This window comes from Aequorivita vitellina, assembly GCF_022008365.1.
GTDB classification, from domain to species: Bacteria; Bacteroidota; Bacteroidia; order Flavobacteriales; family Flavobacteriaceae; genus Aequorivita; species Aequorivita vitellina.
This window is the reverse complement of the sequence record NZ_JAIRBA010000015.1, coordinates 44,126-59,100: the sequence shown is the minus strand read 5'-3', so window position 1 is coordinate 59,100 and position 14,975 is coordinate 44,126. Positions and strand designations below refer to the sequence as shown.

The following is a 14,975-nucleotide window of genomic DNA, read 5'->3' as shown; positions in this document are numbered from 1 at the left end:
AAATGAATTCAACAAAAATAACAGGTGCAGAAGCGGTAATGAAATCTTTAGTTGCCGAGCAAGTAGATACAATATTTGGCTATCCCGGCGGAGCTATAATGCCAATTTACGATGCTTTGTATGATTACGAAGAAACTGTAAAACACATCTTGGTACGTCACGAACAAGGTGCAATCCACGCTGCCCAAGGTTATGCCAGAACTTCAGAAAAAATAGGTGTGGTTTTCGCCACTTCAGGCCCAGGAGCAACCAATCTAATTACCGGATTGGCAGATGCAATGATAGATTCCACACCATTGGTCTGCATCACCGGGCAAGTGGCTTCGCATCTTTTAGGCACCGACGCTTTTCAGGAAACGGATGTCGTGGGCATATCAATGCCGATTACCAAGTGGAATATTCAAGTTACCAAAGCTGAGGAAATCCCAGTTGCCATCGCTAAAGCATTTTATATCGCGCAAACAGGCCGTCCCGGACCAGTATTGATTGACATTACCAAAGATGCCCAATTTGGGAAAACGGATTTTAAGTATGAAAAATGCGCCAATATTCGAAGTTATTACCCGAGTCCAAAACTGAAAATATCTTCGGCTGAAGATGCTGCAAAATTAATCAATGAAGCCAAAAAACCGTATTTGTTAATTGGGCAAGGAATTATGTTATCCAATGGGGAACAGGAATTATTAGAATTCGTTGAAAAGTCTGGAATACCTGTGGCATCTACCCTTTTGGGCTTAGGAGCTTTTCCTAATAACCATCCACAATATGTTGGTTTTTTAGGAATGCACGGCGATTATGCCCCCAATATAAAAACTAACGAATGCGATGTGCTCATCGCAGTCGGCATGCGCTTTGACGATAGAGTTACTGGCGATGTTTCAAGGTATGCAAAGCAAGCAAAAGTTGTTCATGTGGATATCGATGCTTCAGAATTGAATAAAATTATAAAAGCAGATGTTGCAATTCATGCCGATGCGAAAGAAGCTTTAAAAGTTTTGACGCAATTGGTTCACAATAAACAGCACACGGCTTGGCTACACGAGTTTAGAGACGCTAAAAAAGTTGAAGTAGATACTTTGCAAGAAAACGCAAATAAATTGCATTCCGAAGAACTAAAAATGGACGAAGTAATTAAAATGCTTTCAGAAATAACAAAAGGAGAGGCGATTATAGTTACAGACGTCGGCCAGCATCAAATGATGACCGCGCGCTATTACCAATACAATAAAACAAAAAGCAATGTTACTTCGGGTGGTTTGGGTACTATGGGATTTGCACTTCCTGCAGCAATTGGAGCAAAATTTGGTGCTCCGGAAAAACCTGTTGTAGCGATAATTGGGGACGGAGGATTTCAAATGACTTTGCAAGAATTAGGAACTATGCTACAAAGTGAAGTAGCTGTAAAAATCATCATTTTAAACAATCGGTTTCTTGGAATGGTGCGCCAATGGCAACAGATGTTTTTTGAGAAACGCTATTCATTTACAAATATGGTAAGTCCAGATTTTGTAGTGCTTTCCAAAGCGTATAACATTGAAGCCAAAAAAGTTGAAGCGCGAACAGATTTAAAAGAATCATTATTAAATATGCTAAATCACAACGGATCTTACTTATTGGAAGTGATGGTTGCCAAGGAAGAAAATGTCTTCCCAATGATGACCACCGGTGCTTCAGTTTCAGAAGTACGTTTAAACTAATTGAATTATGGAAAAAATATTTACAGTATCAGTCTTTACCGAAAACAGTATCGGGATGATGAATAGGGTAACTATCATTTTCACCCGAAGACATTTGAATATCGATAGCATCACCGCTTCAGAATCTGAAGTGAAAGGCGTTTTTCGATATACCATTGTTTTAAGAACAACGAGGGAGCAAGTAGATAAAGTTATCGGGCAACTTGAAAAACTAATTGATGTTTTTAAGGCTTTTGTTCACGAAGATTCCGAAGTAGTTCATCAAGAAATCGCCTTATACAAAATTAAAACAGCAAGCCTAACCAATGGCGATGTTGAAAAGGTAATTCGAGAACATCACGCAAGAATCCTAACAGTAGATTCGCAATTTATGGTCATCGAAAAAACTGGACATGTGGCAGAAACCCAACTGCTATTCACAAATTTACAACCCTTTGGAGTACTTGAATTTGCCCGCTCGGGAAGAGTAGCAGTAACCAAACCTATGAAAGAATTCAGCACCTATTTAAAAGAACTGGAAGAATCGAAAGGCTAGAAAAAAGTGGTCAGTGTCAGTAAAAATAAATAATAACAATAATCAATAAATAATAATAAAAATGGCAACAATAAATTTTGGAGGAGTACGAGAAAACGTAGTAAAACGAGACGAGTTCCCACTTAAAAAAGCACAAGAAATATTAAAAAATGAAACGGTAGCCGTAATCGGTTACGGGGTTCAAGGTCCGGGACAGGCTCTCAATTTAAGAGACAATGGCATAGAAGTTATTGTAGGGCAACGCAAAGGAACCAGCAGTTGGAAAAAAGCCTTGGCTGATGGCTGGGAAGAAGGTAAAACCCTTTTTGAAGTTGAAGAAACTTGCAAAAAAGCAACAATTGTAATGAACTTACTTTCCGATGCTGGACAAATTCAAGCCTGGGAAGGAATAAAAAAACATTTAACCAAAGGGAAAGCGCTATACTTTTCACACGGTTTTGGAGTAACATTTCACGAAAAAACGGGGATTGTCCCGCCAAAAGATGTGGATGTAGTTTTGGTTGCGCCAAAAGGTTCAGGGACTTCTTTAAGAAGTTTATTTTTAAACGGACAAGGATTAAATTCCAGTTATGCCGTGTTTCAAGATGCAACAGGAAAAGCAAAGAATCGGGCGTTAGCCTTAGGTATTGCTATTGGTTCTGGGTATTTATTCGAAACAACTTTTCAAAAAGAAGTGTATAGCGACCTCACAGGAGAACGTGGCGTTTTAATGGGCGCCATTGCCGGAATTTTTGAGGCGCAATTCAATGTGCTTCGTCAACGCGGGCATTCGCCAAGTGAAGCTTTTAATGAAACTGTGGAAGAATTTACGCAGAGTTTAATGCCACTAATCGCCAAAAACGGAATGGACTGGATGTTCGCAAATTGCTCAACCACGGCGCAACGCGGTGCATTAGATTGGAAAGGGAAATTTCGCGAAGCCACAGAACCTGTTTTAAATGAATTGTATGACAGCGTCGTTTCGGGAAAAGAAGCCGAAATTGTAATTGAAGCAAATAGCAAACCCGATTACCGAGTAAAATTAGAAGAAGAACTAAAGGTCATGCACGACAGTGAATTGTGGCAAACTGGATTGGAAGTTCGCAAATTAAGACCTACCAAATAATGAAACTTTTAGATAAAGTATATCAAGCTAGAGAACGCATAAAAGGCGTGGCATTGCATACCCCATTAATGAAAAACGAAAACTTGAGCGAGGAATTCTCGGCTCAAGTTTTCTTAAAACGAGAAGATTTGCAACCCGTACGCTCCTACAAATTAAGAGGAGCATACAATAAAATAGTTTCACTTTCAGCTGAAGAAAAGGCAAAAGGTGTTGTATGCGCAAGCGCCGGAAATCACGCGCAGGGCGTGGCTTATGCCTGTAGCAAATTAAATATAAAAGCGACAATATTTATGCCTGTTACCACGCCGCTGCAAAAAACAAAACAGGTGAAGCTTTTCGGAAAAGATAAAGTAGAAGTAGTATTAAAAGGCGATACCTTTGATGAATCTTTTGCCGAAGCAAGCCGCTTGTGCAGCAAAATTGGAGCAATTTTCATCCATCCTTTTGACGATGAAAAAGTAATAGCAGGACAAGGAACAATCGCTTTAGAACTTTTGGAAGACAGCCAAACTCCAATTGACTATTTATTCGTTCCCATTGGTGGCGGCGGTTTAGCAGCGGGTATAGTTTCGGTTTTTAAGCAGTTGAGTCCGCACACAAAAATTATAGGTGTTGAACCGGCTGGTGCTCCCTCGATGAAAACTTCAATTAAAAATGGTGCGAATACAACTATAGAAAACATTGACAAATTTGTCGATGGCGCCTCGGTTAAACGTGTTGGCGATAAAACCTTTGAGATTTGTAAAGAAAGTTTAAAGGATATTATTCTAGTTCCCGAAGGAAAAGTTTGCACAACTATTCTACGTTTATACAATGAAGAAGCAATTGTTGCCGAACCCGCCGGAGCCTTAACTATTTCCGCACTCGATCTTTACAAAGAAAAAATTAAGGGGAAAAATGTAGTGTGCGTCATTAGTGGTGGAAATAATGATATTTCTAGAACCGAAGAAATAAAAGAACGGTCATTATTGTACGAAGGTTTGAAGCATTATTTTCTAGTGCAATTTCCGCAGCGACCGGGAGCATTAAAGGATTTTGTGAATAATATTTTAGGCCCCGATGATGATATCACTTATTTTCAATTTTCGAAAAAGAACAACCGTGAAAGCGGCCCTGCAGTAGTGGGAATTGAACTGAAAAACCAAAATGATTTTGTTGAAATTGAAACACGATTAAAACAGAGAAAGTTTACTTATCAATACTTAAATGATAATGCAGATTTGTTTACAAACCTCATTTCATAAATTAAGGATATCTTGCCTTTTCATAATAACAAAACAAATAAAAATAATTAAGTAATCTTGTCATCCCAACTATAAAGTTGAAGTCGTTTAAAAGTAGTTTTGAATATCAGTTTGAGCGCAGTCGAGAACTCTAGGTTTCCAACTTGCAATTAGGTCTCGTCTGAGCTCGACCTATTACACAGAATAATTTTTACTTTTTAAACAGTCTCCTCTTTTTTCCTTATTTTTCTAACTGACATATATCATTTTATAATAAAAGCTCAAAAAGTACTTTTGACACCTCAATTTTATAAGCCATGCAAAGCACTTTAGTTTCAAAATACAACGTTGCCGGTCCGCGATATACGAGTTATCCCACGGTTCCTTATTGGAAAAATGATAATTTCTCATTGACCGAGTGGAAAAAAGGCGTCGTTAAAAGTTTTTCGGAAAGCAATACCGAAGAAGGTATTAGTCTTTATATCCACCTTCCTTTTTGCGAAAGTCTTTGCACTTTTTGCGGTTGCAACAAACGCATCACCAAAAACCACAATGTAGAAACGCCTTATTTGGAGTCTGTTTTAAATGAGTGGCGGCTTTATTTAGAATTATTTTCCGAACGCCCCATAATTAAAGAATTACACCTTGGTGGTGGCACACCCACTTTTTTTTCTGCCGAAAATTTAAAGTTGTTATTAAATGGGATTTTTCGCGATGCAACTATTGCCGAAAACCCGTCCTTTAGTTTTGAGGGCCATCCCAACAATACTTCCGAAGCGCATTTACAAACACTTTTTGATTGTGGTTTTACCAGGGTAAGTTACGGCGTTCAAGATTACAATCCCACCGTGCAGCTCGCTATCCACAGGCTGCAACCGTTTGTAAATGTGAAACGCGTAACCGATAAAGCACGCGAAATTGGTTATACTTCTGTGGGGCACGACCTTATTTTTGGTCTTCCATTTCAGAAAATAGAACACGTAATTTATTCTATTGAAAAAACCAAAGAGTTAATGCCAGACCGCATTGCATTTTACAGCTATGCACACGTACCTTGGATTAAAGGCAACGGACAGCGCGGCTTTAAAGAAGCAGATTTACCCAGTGCAGCCGAAAAACGGGAGATGTACGAAACCGGAAAAAAAATGTTGGAAGAGGCTGGATATATTGAAATCGGGATGGATCATTTTGCACTTAAAAGTGATAGTCTCTACAAGGCTGTGGAAGAAAAAACCTTACACCGCAACTTTATGGGTTATACCGATAGCAAAACGCAGTTTATGCTTGGGCTGGGTGTTTCGGCCATTGGCGACAGCTGGTATAGCTTCGGCCAAAATGTGAAAAATGTTGAAGAATACCAAGATTTGGTGAGCCAAAATATCATCCCAGTGTATCGCGGACATATTTTAAATGAAGAAGATTTGCTGATACGCAAACACATTTTAAATATGATGTGCAAACTAGAAACTTCGTGGGAAGAAGAATCGCTTCAGTTTAAAGAATTGCCCGAAGTTCTTGAAAAATTAGCAGAAATGGAGGCCGATGGTTTAATTGAAATTAATGCCACAAAACTTAAAATCACCGAAAAGGGCCGTCCATACGTGCGCAATGTGTGTATGGCTTTCGATTTACTATTACAACGCAATCAACCCGAAACGCAACTGTTTTCTATGACGGTTTAATTAGTTCATTTCTAATCAAAAAAAACTTAAAAATTTTTTCATAAATGACAATAGTCATATTATGAAACAATCAAAAATTCGAATTTTGTACTAGAATTTTATTACAAAATGAATTTATTAAGAACCATATTTTCTTTCTTACTGTTTTTAAGTCTTACTTCTACGAATGCACAATTTACAGTTGATGCCGAACTTAGACCTCGTTTTGAATACCGTCACGGTTACAAAACACTTTTCCCAGATAATACAGATCCCGCTGCCTTTATTTCGCAGCGAACAAGACTAAATTTTGATTATAAAACTGAAAAGCTTCATTTTTATTTAAGTCCGCAAGACGTTCGGGTTTGGGGCGATGTGCCACAGCTAAACATTGCCGACGAAAATGGGTTCTCGCTTCACCAAGCTTGGGGTGAGATATTATTAGTTTCCGATCTTTCATTAAAAATTGGCCGTCAAGAAATTGTTTATGACGATCAACGATTTTTAGGAAATGTAGGTTGGGCGCAGCAAGGTAGAAGTCACGATGCAGCAATTTTAAAATACGAATCCAACGCAATTAAATTGCACGTTGCCGCTGCTTACAATCAAGACAAAGAAGCATTAACAGGAAACGTTTTAACCCGAAACACCTATAAAAGTTTGCAGTATGTATGGCTTCATAAAGATTGGAAAAAACTGAATGCAAGCTTTCTATTTTTGAACAATGGGTTGCAATTTATAGACGAAATTGACCCATCTAAAAATGAAACAAGATACAGCCAAACTGCAGGTTTTCATTTAAAGGCTGGAATAGCCGACTTCAACTTTAGCTCAAACCTGTATTATCAATTTGGGAAAGACATTATGGATAATTCGCTGGAAGCCTATTTATTATCATTAGAGGCGCTATATTCCGTAAATGAAAATCTTAGTTTGGGATTAGGGGGTGAAATACAAAGTGGCAATGATTACGGCACTCCGGCAAACGGAAAAAACAAAGCTTTTAACCCCCTTTACGGCACCAACCATAAATTTAATGGATTTATGGATTATTTTTATGTTGGTAATCATTTGAACAACGTTGGTTTGGCAGATTTGTATGGAAAGGTGAAATATTCATTCAATAAAAAATCTAATGTTCAAGCTGCGTTTCATCAGTTTTTTAGTGCTGCCGAAATAATGAATAACAATTCAAATAATTTGGGTTTTGAAATAGATTTAGTAACTTCCTTTAAATTAAGTGAATTTACAAGTATTCAAGCAGGTTATTCTCAGTTTTTGGTCACAGAAGGGATTGAATATGTGAAGAATAACTTTGATAATAATACGAACAACTGGGCGTGGTTAATGGTTACCATTGACCCTGTTCTTTTCACTTGGCAACCAAAAAATACAGAAACAACCAATAAATAAATTATAATTTAAAATTCCAACTATGAAATCAACGATCAAAAAATTCTTCTTTACCAAAATGCTTATTGGCTTAGGAGCTATAGCATTACTTTCGGGTTGTGTAAATGACCAATCCAGTAAAAAATACAAAAACGCGGTAGATATTCCCGTAAATCAAGAAATGATTGCGGAGCTCACTTCTCCCCCATTCGTGCCAACGCCGGTTGGAAAACGTATGGCCAAAAAACTAATCGTCGATCTTGAAATCCAAGAGCGCGAAGGCGAAATGGTTAGTGGAGTAAAATATATTTATTGGACTTTTGGTGGAACGGTTCCAGGAAGTTTTATAAGAACTCGCGTTGGCGATGAAATAGAATTTCACCTTAAAAATCACCCAGATAATAAACTGCCACACAACATTGACCTACACGCAGTGAATGGTCCCGGTGGTGGAGCCGAATCTTCTTTTGTGGCACCTGGACACGAAAAAGTATTCTCTTTTAAAGTACTTAATCCTGGTCTGTATGTTTACCACTGTGCAACTGCACCAGTTGGGATGCACATTGCCAATGGAATGTACGGCTTAATTTTAGTTGAACCAGAAGGTGGTTTAGCGCCTGTAGATAAAGAATATTACATAATGCAAGGCGATTTTTACACTGAAGGCAAATATGGTGAGCGAGGCCTACAAGCCTTCGATATGCAAAAAGCCATTGATGAAAACGCAGACTACGTTGTATTTAACGGTCACGTTGGAGCAATGACAGGCGATAACGCAATTACTGCAAAAGTAGGTGAAACAGTTCGTCTCTTTGTTGGTAATGGTGGGCCAAACCTAGTTTCATCCTTCCACGTAATTGGTGAAATTTTTGACCGAGTACATGTTGAAGGTGGCGATTTAATAAATGACAATGTACAAACTACCATGATTCCCGCTGGAGGCGCAGCTATTGTTGAGTTTCTCGTGGACGTTCCCGGTACTTTCATTTTAGTAGACCATTCTATTTTTAGAGCTTTTAACAAAGGAGCTTTGGCTATGTTAAAAGTAGAGGGTGAAGAAAACGAAAAAGTATTTACTGGCGAAATCCACGACGGTATTTACCTGCCTGAAGGTAGTGTTATACAATCCATGCCCAGTCTAGATAGAAATGCACCAAAAGAAGAAGTTAAGGCTTTAAGTTTTGAAGAAAAAATGAAGTTTGGTAAAGACAAATATATGGCTACTTGTGTTGCCTGTCACCAAGCAAATGGTCAAGGAATTGAAGGTGCATTCCCGCCTTTGGCAAATGCAGATTACCTAAATGCCGATGTTAACCGTGCCATAGATATTGTACTACACGGTAAATCTGGTGAAATAACTGTAAACGGTAAAAAATACAACAGTGTGATGACCGCCCAAGCACTTAGCGATCAAGACGTAGCTAACGTTTTAACTTATGTGTATAACAGCTGGGGCAACAATAAAACAGATGTAACCCCTGAAATGGTAGAAGCCGTTAGAAACAAATAAAACAATTGTTTAAAATGAAATATTATAGCACCGCCCTTTTCCTAGTCTTTTCAATTTTTTGTGAGCTTTATGCCCAAAACAACAAAATGGTCTTGGTAGAAGGCGGTGTTTATTTACCGCTCTACGGCGCTGAGGGAAAAACTGTGAAAGTAGCGCCATTCTTAATGGATGCGCTTCCCGTTACCAATGCCGATTATTTAAAGTTCGTACAGGAAAATCCGAAATGGAAAAAGAGTAATGTAAAAAGTTTATTTGCAGATAAAAGTTATTTGGCAAAATGGACAGACGATACAACTTTTACTGGACTCAAAGATGCACCCGTAAATAACGTTTCCTGGTTTGCCGCAAAAAATTACTGCGAATGCCAAGGCAAGCGATTACCCACAATTGATGAATGGGAATACGCGGCAATGGCAGATGAAAACGTGCCAGATGCTCGTAAAATAAAAACGTACAACCAGTACATTTTAAATTGGTACGAAACCCCAAAAACATTTAATAAACCCGTAGGATCTACCTTTAAAAATTATTGGGGAATTTATGACCTTCACGGTTTAGTCTGGGAGTGGACACAGGATTTTAACGCAGTACTTATTTCGGGAGAATCTAGAAAAGATGTAGATAAAGACGCCAATCTTTTCTGTGGAAGTGCAGCCATAGGCGCATCAGATTTAATGAATTATGCCGCCTTTATGCGCTTTGCATTCCGAGGAAGCATGAAAGCCCGTTATAGCTCACAAAACTTAGGTTTCCGCTGCGCAAAGGATATTGAAAATTAAAAAATTAATATGAAACTAAAATATTTATTTATTGCAGCCGCATTGGTTGCAATTTCGTGTAATAATTCGGCAAAAGATTCTGAAGTAAATTCTGATTCTACAACGGAACAAACTACTGATAATGCAATTTCAGATATGTCTATTTACAACCTACCCTCTCACTGGACTACACAAGACGGTAACGAAATAGAGCTTAAAGATTTAAAAGGAAAAGTTTTGGCCATGGTTATGATCTACACTTCCTGCCAAGCCGCTTGTCCGCGTTTGGTTGCTGATATGCGTAATATTGAAAAACAAATTCCCGAAGATAAAAAAGACGACGTACAATACGTTTTTGTAAGTATCGACCCAAAAACTGATACACCCGAACGATTGACAGCCTTTGCAAAAGAAAATCAAATGGAAAAGGATAAATGGCTTTTTCTGCGCGGCACCGAAGCTGACACCCGCGAATTTGCTGCTGTACTGGCCGTGAATTACAAAAAAATATCACCCATGGATTTCTCGCATTCAAACATAATTAGCGTTTTTAACCAAGGTGGTGAACTTGCACATCAGCAAGAAGGTCTGGGTGTGGATAACAAAGAAACCGTGCAAGCTATTATAGATTTAGCCAAGTAAATTTATTTAAATAGCAGAAAGAGTACGTACAAAAAATTCCGTTACTCAATTCTTGCAGCTACTAATTGGCGAATAAACCTTCAAAGGTATTTACACCAAAAACTATCCGTTCTGCTCTGGATTGTCATTTTGTTTTTTCTTATTGCGGACCATATTTTTACGTTTTTTGCTCTTCTTTACGTAAAGTATTAACGCAATAATTATAACAAAACAGACGACTATAGAAAGTATTGTAGTTAAAACACCGGCCGTAAAATCTACTAATGAAATGGAATTGCAAATATTCATAACGTGATAGTTTAAATTTTATCTTTTTCAGAAGAAGTTACTTCATCTTCATCTTTCTTTTTTCCGCTAAATACAAAGCTAAGGACAAGTGCGGAAAGACCTACACATAAAACTGCAAAGAAAATAATAATTGCGGTTCCCATACCCCAATTAGCTAGTGGTAAAATTGAAAGTGTCATATTCTAATTTTTTATTGGTTATTGATTGATTTATCTTCTAAAACCATAGGTTGGCAGTCGTAACTTGCATCTACGGTTTCCGTCATTGGTTTTGGTGAAATATATGGAATGCCCAATCCCAAACCTCTAACAATAAACAGGCAACCTATAATTACTACAAAAACTGGAATTGCACGGCGTACACGCTGCCGTACTTGTGCGTTTAAAAAATTTCCGAGATATATTGCGGTCGTCATCAACGGGATTGTTCCTATTCCAAACAAAGCCATATACAAGCTTCCCTGTAGCGCATTGCCAGAAGCTATTGCACCAAACACCGCCATATAAACCAAACCACACGGAAGAAAACCATTTAAAAAACCAATGGTTAAAAAAGTATCGGGTGTTTTCTTTTTAAGTTCCTTTCCAAGAGCTGATTTCACTTTTGAAATGATTCTAAAAACCGGTTTCGAAAAATTGTATTTGTTGAATGTTTTCTGCGGAATAAATATAACCAGTAGCATTAAAACTCCAATAATTATTGAAAGCTGCTGCTGAAAACCAAACAGATTAAGGCTTTTACCAATTAAACCAAAAGCCAGACCAATGATACTATATGCCAAAATCCGACCGAAATGATACAGAAATATTTGCCCAAATTTCTTGAAATTGTTGTTTCTATCTACGGGTAATAAAAATGCAATAGGGCCGCACATTCCCACACAGTGAAAACTGCCTAATAATCCAAATATGAGTGCGGTGTATAACATTTAATTTTCAAGGTTCGGTTTCAATTGTGGTTTCGATTCAATCGTTATTAATAAACGATTTTTTCCTTAAACAAATAATCTTCACCTTCATAGCTCCATTTAATAATAGTGTTCCATCGTCCTGCAATTAAGCGTTGATCAGGTATTAGCAAATTTTTACTTTTTAATTCCAACGGAATTTCAAAGTCCAATTTTTTATTAGACGGTCTATATAAAAATACGGTGCCTTTAATTTTTGTGTAATCAATATGCTTCGGAAACGTAAGCATCCACCCTGTTGTAGTTCTTTTCCCTGTAATTTTTCCATCTAATGAATTGGAGTTTTCCTCAGCATCAAATTCCTGTTGAAAAATCATTTCTTTTTGATAATATTCTTCGGTTACTAAATCGTAATCGTATTTATCTTCGGTGCTGATTCTTATAACAAAATATAAAATGAAGGCTATAAAGAGCACCAACCAAATCGCCAATCCTGTACCCCAATTCATTTTCATTATTCTTACAATTTAATTTTATGAATATTTTAATTTATTACCATTAATTTTCCGCAAGGGAGATTAAAAAGTCTTTACTTATAACTTCGCGGCCCTAAAAATGTAACGCTTGTTGTTTCAATTAAATCATCGCCGCTATACACTTCAATTACTGCACGATTTTTATCGCCACTCAAAGCCGAATTATTTATTTCAATAAACAGCGTTCCTTCGGCCAAATCTTGGGCGGGAACCATAATCGTCCCTTGTTTTACTGGATGAATTGTGCCCTTTGGAGATTTCAACTTAAAGTGAATATTTTCAATATTCTTTGTGGTTTTATTCAGCAATTTATAGGTGAAAACATTACTAATTATATTGCCGTCTTTGTGTTCGTACAACTGTCCCGGAAGCCTTAAAATATTGGCTTCAACATCACTTCGTAAAAATAACAGTCCGGCTAACACGCCAATTAATATAACCAACACTGCCGTGTAACCTTTTAGTCGTGGTGTAAATTTAAATGGTGCTTTTTTCTCGATATTCTCTTCACTCGCGTATCGAATTAATCCTTTTGGAAGATTTACGGCTTCCATTATACTGTCGCATTCGTCAATACAAGCGGTACAGTTAATGCATTCTAACTGCGTTCCGTTGCGAATATCGATTCCTGTTGGACAAACGTTTACACACTGAAAACAATCAATACAATCTCCTTTTCCAGAAGCCTCGCGATCTTCATTCTTTTTAAATTTTGCGCGCCCTACTTCTTTCTCTCCGCGCTTGTGATCATAAGCAACCACAATAGATTTATTGTCGAGCAATACGCCCTGCAATCTGCCGTAAGGACAAGCGATGATGCAAACTTGCTCGCGAAACCATGCAAAGATAAAATAGAATACTCCTGTAAATATTAATAGTGAAATGAGTGTACTTATATGCTCTAATGGCCCTTCAAAAACATATTGAATTAAGCGGTCGCTGCCTATAAAATAAGCGAGAAAGATGTTTGCTATTAAGAATGAAATAACAAAGAAAATAAACCATTTTAATACTCTTTTCCTAATCTTTTCAGCATTCCACGGGGCTTTATCTAAACGTATTTGTGCGCCTCTATCGCCATCAATCCAATATTCAATTCTGCGGAAAACCATTTCCATAAAAATGGTTTGTGGACAAATCCAGCCGCAAAAAATTCTTCCAAAGGCAGCAGTAAAGAAAATTATGAAGACCACGCCAATGAGCATCATAATTACGAACAAGTAAAAATCTTGTGGCCAAAACGGAAATCCAAAGAGATTGAAACGACGTTCCAACACGTTAAAAAGCAAAAACTGATTGCCATTTATTTTCACAAATGGGGCAATAAAGAGAAATGCGAGCAAAATGTAGCTCACATATTTCCGGTATTGATACAATTTCCCAGAAGGTTTCTTAGGGTATACCCAAGCTCTTTTGCCTTCTTCGGTCATTGTGCCAATACTATCTCTGAAACGTTCGTTTTCTGGGGTATCCACTTGCTTTTGCTTTTAGAGATTTGGTTTCAAAAGTTAAATTTTGAAATCACTTTTCACGTTAAATTTATAAATCTGCTACGGTTTATTCTTCAGTCCATAAATCGCCTTCTGGTTCTTTGCCGTCTGGTGGATTGGTTCCGTGAAGCGACATTACATAACTAGCTACCTGCGCCATTTCGTTTGGTTTTAATTCAGATTTCCATGGAATCATTCCTTTTCCGGCACGACCTCCTTCACTAATTGTATGGAATATATTTTTAATTCCACCACCTAAAATCCAATAGTCGTCTGTAAGGTTAGGACCAATTCCACCGCCACCATTATCTTTATGGCAAGCTACACAATTATCTGTATAAATAGTTTTACCAGCAGCCAAATCTGAAGCTTCTGTTAAAAGTTCAACAGTTTCGGCGTCTACTAAATCTTTATTGTTTTTCTTAAATTCAGCAATATCAATTTCTGCTTGTGCAACTTCAGCTTCGTACTCGTCAATTTGGGTAGGTCCGTCAAACATTTGATAGTAAACAAAATAACCTATTGCAAAAACAATAGTAGCATAAAATAGGTAGGTCCACCACGGCGGTAGATTGTTATCTAATTCGCGAATTCCGTCGTAACTATGGTCTAATACAATTTCCTGTTCTTTAGCCACTGGTTTAGAATCCAGCATTTCGTGATATTTTCTTTTAAACCACGCAAAACGTTTTTGTTCGCGTAAATTTTCTGCAGCTAAAAAACGCTCTTTAGATTCTGGGGAAAGACCCGAAAACAAAATGCGTTGAAGTGCTGCAGCAATAACTTCAAAAACAATGGCGAAAAATAGTACTGCCACTAAAACCGCCCATATAATTGGGTATTTAACAATTGCCAATTCTTTTCCGGAATCGACAATAAATTCCATTAAAAAAAAGGCGAGAATCATAAACCCGATGACTCTTAAATATGCTGCTGTGGTTTTCATTTGTGTATAATATTTGTTTGGTTAGCAGAAGACGGAATAAACAATTGAACCACCTTCGTGTTATTTTTTCGTGTGAATGGGTATTTCATAATATTTTATCGTTTTGATACTTGGTATCGTCTTCCAACGGAATATTGCTCACTTCTGTAATGTGATCCTTTTTCGCTGTGATTACCCAGTAAAATAGGGCAACAAAGAAGAAGAAGAATATTAAAAGTGAAATCATTGGATAAATTTGAACATTATCAATATTTTCTAAATTTCCTTTAATAAATTTCAGCATAA

General features: G+C 37.4%; 16 protein-coding genes. 9 read left to right on the top strand and 7 right to left on the bottom strand.

Features of this window, described 5'->3' with window-relative positions; all coding sequences use genetic code 11:
• The first annotated feature begins 2 nt into the window (after nt 1–2).
• The 9 genes from ilvB to K8089_RS09050 all read left to right on the top strand — a co-directional run bounded on the left by ilvB (nt 3) and on the right by K8089_RS09050 (nt 10,523).
• Nucleotides 3–1,697, top strand: a complete 1,695-nt coding sequence (gene ilvB, locus K8089_RS09090; protein WP_237602965.1) for a biosynthetic-type acetolactate synthase large subunit — start codon at nt 3–5, stop codon at nt 1,695–1,697.
• A 7-nt stretch (nt 1,698–1,704) separates the two neighbouring features.
• The gene (gene ilvN / locus K8089_RS09085) at nt 1,705–2,232 is read left to right on the top strand and encodes an acetolactate synthase small subunit (RefSeq protein WP_237602964.1); all 528 of its coding nucleotides are present in this window, start codon (nt 1,705–1,707) and stop codon (nt 2,230–2,232) included.
• A 61-nt stretch (nt 2,233–2,293) separates the two neighbouring features.
• Complete coding sequence (gene ilvC, locus K8089_RS09080) at nt 2,294–3,337, top strand: ketol-acid reductoisomerase (protein ID WP_237602963.1); 1,044 nt, start codon at nt 2,294–2,296, stop codon at nt 3,335–3,337.
• Nucleotides 3,337–4,581 (top strand): threonine ammonia-lyase IlvA, encoded by a 1,245-nt coding sequence (gene ilvA / locus K8089_RS09075; RefSeq protein ID WP_237602962.1) that lies wholly within the window; start codon nt 3,337–3,339, stop codon nt 4,579–4,581. Before ilvC ends, ilvA begins: the two co-directional genes overlap by 1 nt.
• A gap of 296 nt (nt 4,582–4,877) precedes the next feature.
• Nucleotides 4,878–6,242 carry an oxygen-independent coproporphyrinogen III oxidase gene (gene hemN, locus K8089_RS09070; RefSeq protein WP_237602961.1) on the top strand — a complete coding sequence of 455 codons (1,365 nt, stop codon included), beginning with the start codon at nt 4,878–4,880 and terminating at the stop codon, nt 6,240–6,242.
• A 108-nt stretch (nt 6,243–6,350) separates the two neighbouring features.
• Nucleotides 6,351–7,634 carry an alginate export family protein gene (locus K8089_RS09065; protein WP_237602960.1) on the top strand — a complete coding sequence of 428 codons (1,284 nt, stop codon included), beginning with the start codon at nt 6,351–6,353 and terminating at the stop codon, nt 7,632–7,634.
• 22 nt (nt 7,635–7,656) lie between these two features.
• Nucleotides 7,657–9,123 (top strand): copper-containing nitrite reductase, encoded by a 1,467-nt coding sequence (gene nirK, locus K8089_RS09060; RefSeq protein ID WP_237602959.1) that lies wholly within the window; start codon nt 7,657–7,659, stop codon nt 9,121–9,123.
• 14 nt (nt 9,124–9,137) lie between these two features.
• The gene (locus tag K8089_RS09055) at nt 9,138–9,902 is read left to right on the top strand and encodes a formylglycine-generating enzyme family protein (protein ID WP_237602958.1); all 765 of its coding nucleotides are present in this window, start codon (nt 9,138–9,140) and stop codon (nt 9,900–9,902) included.
• Between the two features lie 9 nt (nt 9,903–9,911).
• Nucleotides 9,912–10,523, top strand: coding sequence for an SCO family protein (locus K8089_RS09050; RefSeq protein ID WP_237602957.1), 612 nt, complete (start codon nt 9,912–9,914; stop codon nt 10,521–10,523).
• Between the two features lie 102 nt (nt 10,524–10,625).
• Here the strand turns inward: K8089_RS09050 and K8089_RS09045 are convergent, their stop codons facing one another.
• The 7 genes from K8089_RS09045 to K8089_RS09015 all read right to left on the bottom strand — a co-directional run bounded on the left by K8089_RS09045 (nt 10,626) and on the right by K8089_RS09015 (nt 14,973).
• Entirely contained in the window at nt 10,626–10,811 is a 186-nt protein-coding gene (locus K8089_RS09045; RefSeq protein WP_237602956.1) for a hypothetical protein, read from the bottom strand.
• An 11-nt stretch (nt 10,812–10,822) separates the two neighbouring features.
• Complete coding sequence (locus K8089_RS09040; RefSeq protein WP_237602955.1) at nt 10,823–10,990, bottom strand: hypothetical protein; 168 nt, start codon at nt 10,988–10,990, stop codon at nt 10,823–10,825.
• 11 nt (nt 10,991–11,001) lie between these two features.
• On the bottom strand, nt 11,002–11,739 hold the full coding sequence (locus K8089_RS09035) for a sulfite exporter TauE/SafE family protein (RefSeq protein WP_237602954.1): 738 nt from the start codon (nt 11,737–11,739) through the stop codon (nt 11,002–11,004).
• 47 nt (nt 11,740–11,786) lie between these two features.
• Nucleotides 11,787–12,233: a FixH family protein gene (locus K8089_RS09030; protein ID WP_237602953.1), complete on the bottom strand. Its 447-nt coding sequence runs from the start codon at nt 12,231–12,233 to the stop codon at nt 11,787–11,789.
• 74 nt (nt 12,234–12,307) lie between these two features.
• Entirely contained in the window at nt 12,308–13,729 is a 1,422-nt protein-coding gene (ccoG, locus tag K8089_RS09025) for a cytochrome c oxidase accessory protein CcoG (RefSeq protein ID WP_237602952.1), read from the bottom strand.
• Nucleotides 13,730–13,811: 82 nt separating this feature from the next.
• Nucleotides 13,812–14,690 (bottom strand): cbb3-type cytochrome c oxidase N-terminal domain-containing protein, encoded by an 879-nt coding sequence (locus K8089_RS09020; RefSeq protein ID WP_237602951.1) that lies wholly within the window; start codon nt 14,688–14,690, stop codon nt 13,812–13,814.
• Between the two features lie 85 nt (nt 14,691–14,775).
• Nucleotides 14,776–14,973: a CcoQ/FixQ family Cbb3-type cytochrome c oxidase assembly chaperone gene (locus tag K8089_RS09015; protein WP_237602950.1), complete on the bottom strand. Its 198-nt coding sequence runs from the start codon at nt 14,971–14,973 to the stop codon at nt 14,776–14,778.
• Nucleotides 14,974–14,975 lie beyond the last annotated feature (2 nt).